Annotated in this window: 1 protein-coding gene and 1 pseudogene; both read left to right on the top strand. The window is 73.5% G+C overall.

From position 1 onward, the window contains the following. Positions 1-309, top strand: a pseudogene (locus tag H5J33_RS31440) (glutamate--cysteine ligase); the annotation flags it as partial. A gap of 169 nt (positions 310-478) precedes the next feature. Further along, positions 479-2,260: an N-acetylglutaminylglutamine amidotransferase gene (locus tag H5J33_RS31435; RefSeq protein ID WP_181798154.1), complete on the top strand. Its 1,782-nt coding sequence runs from the start codon at positions 479-481 to the stop codon at positions 2,258-2,260. The last annotated feature ends 95 nt before the right edge of the window (positions 2,261-2,355 follow it).

The raw sequence follows: 2,355 nt of genomic DNA, 5'->3' as shown, positions 1-2,355 counted from the left end.
GCACCCGCGGCGCAGGTCGTACGGCGCCTGCTGGCACGGGTGCGCCCGGCACTCGAGGCCGCCGGGGACTGGACCACGGTCCGGGAGCTCGCGGAGCGCGCCCTCGCGACCGGCAGCGCCGCCCACCGCATGCGCCGCACCGCCGAACAGGAGGACCTGCTCGCCTGCACCGATCTGGCGATCGCGGAGACCCGGGGCGACGACCACCCGCGCCGCCGGCCCGCGGCTCCCGCACGGAACCTCACCACCCCCGGGCGAGCCGTCGCCCGCCCCTCCGGGGCCGGCCGGGCCGGGATCGCCGGCCGCTGAACACGAGCGGCGTCCCGGCATCCCCGTACCCCCGCACTCGCCCCGTCCCGTACCCGCTCTTGTCGAAAAGGAGAAGCACCACCGTGTCGATCAGTCCCGGCCACATACCGGCGGGCGGCCCGCCGCGCACCCCGTGCGACCCGTACCCGCGGTGGGGAGGTCGTTGCCGATGTGCGGCCTGAGCGGAGAGATGCGCTTCGACGGCACCCGCCCCGACCTGGCGGCCGTCGAGCGGATGAACGACCGGCTCGCCGCCCGCGGACCCGACGGTGAGGGGGTGTGGTCACGGGGCGCCGTCGCGCTGGGACACCGCCGACTGAAGATCATCGACCTCTCCGAGCGCGGGGCGCAGCCGCTGACCGACACCGGGCAGGAGATCACCGGCGTCTTCAACGGCTGCATCTACAACTACCAGGAGCTGCGCGCCGAACTGACCGCCCTCGGCCACCGGTTCGCGTCCACCTCCGACACCGAGGTCCTCCTCGCGGCCTACCGGCAGTGGGGCACCGCCTGCGTGGACCACTTCCACGGCATGTTCGCCTTCGCCCTCGTCGAGCACCGCACCGGCCGTCTCGTCCTGGGCCGCGACCGGCTCGGCATCAAACCCCTGTACCTGGCACAGACCCCGGGACGGCTGCGCTTCGCCTCCTCGCTGCCCGCCCTGCTCGCGGCCGGCGGCGTGGACACCTCCCTCGACCCGGCCGCCCTGCACCAGTACCTCAGCTGGCACGCGACCGTGGCCGCCCCCCGGACCGTGCTGGCGGGGGTGCGCAAGCTGCCCCCGGCCACCGTGCGGGTCGTCGAGCCGGACGGCACCTACCGGGAACACCGCTACTGGCAGCCGTCGTACACCCGCCGGCCCGAGCACGCCGGCATGGGCGCCGACGAGTGGCGGGACGCGGTGCTGGACGCCCTGCGCACCGCCGTACGGCGCCGGATGGTCGCCGACGTCCCGGTCGGTGTCCTGCTGTCCGGGGGACTGGACTCCAGCCTGATCGTGGCCCTGCTGGCCGACGAGGGGCAGCGGGACCTGGCGACGTTCAGCGTGGGCTTCGAGGCGGAGGGCGGCGACGAAGGGGACGAGTTCCGCTACTCCGACCTGGTGGCCAGGGAGTTCGCCACCGATCACCAGAAGTTCACGGTCCCCTCGCGGCGCGTGTCGACGGCCCTGGACGCGGCGGTCGCGGCGATGAGCGAACCCATGATGAGCCACGACGTGGTCGCCTTCCACCTGCTGTCCGAGCAGGTGTCGCGGAACGTCAAGGTGGTCCAGAGCGGGCAGGGCGCCGACGAGGTCTTCGCCGGCTACCACTGGTACCCGCGACTGGCGTCCGCGGCCCGCGAAGAGGAGCCGCGCAGGTACGCCGAGACGTACTTCGACCGGACGCACGCCGACCTCGCCACGATGCTGCGACCGGACATGCTGCCGCGGGACGACGTCTCCGGCCGGTTCGTCCGGGAGCACATGGCGGTGCCGGGGGCGCAGACGGCGCTCGACGCCGCCCTGCGCCTGGACACCCACGTCATGCTGGTCGACGACCCCGTCAAGCGGGTCGACAACATGACGATGGACTGGGGCCTGGAGGCCCGCGTGCCCTTCCTGGACCACGAACTGGTCGAGCTGGCGGCGGCCTGCCCGCCGGAGCTGAAGCTGGCCGACGGCGGCAAGGGCGTCCTCAAGGAGGTCGGCCGCAAACTGCTGCCCCGCGAGGTGGTCGACCGTCCCAAGGGCTACTTCCCGGTCCCGGCGATCACGCACATGGCCGGACCCGTCCTGGAGCGGGTGCGCGAGGCGCTGAGCGCACCCGAGGCCAAGCGCCGCGGCGTCTTCCAGGACTCCTACGTCGCCGGACTGCTGGCGGCCCCCGACCGACACCGCACCAGGCGCGGAGCGAACGCACTGTGGCAAGTGGCTTTGCTGGAGATATGGCTGCAGACGCACGGAATCTGACCGCCGAGTCCTTCGCGGCACGCCCGCCCGACGCCCACCCGGCACCGCAGTCTCGGCGTGCCCACCGACGACAAGACCAGCGCCCCGCTGTTCGA

It is taken from the genome of Streptomyces sp. WELS2 (genome assembly GCF_013870595.1).
GTDB lineage: Bacteria > Actinomycetota > Actinomycetes > Streptomycetales > Streptomycetaceae > Streptomyces.
The sequence above is the reverse complement of the archived record's forward strand: the minus strand, read 5'-3'. Positions and strand labels throughout refer to the sequence as shown.

Excerpts from the sequence above, each read along its gene's own strand:
- H5J33_RS31435 (WP_181798154.1), top strand. The coding sequence starts at position 479 with ATGTGCGGCCTGAGCGGAGAGATGCGCTTCGACGGCACCCGCCCCGAC.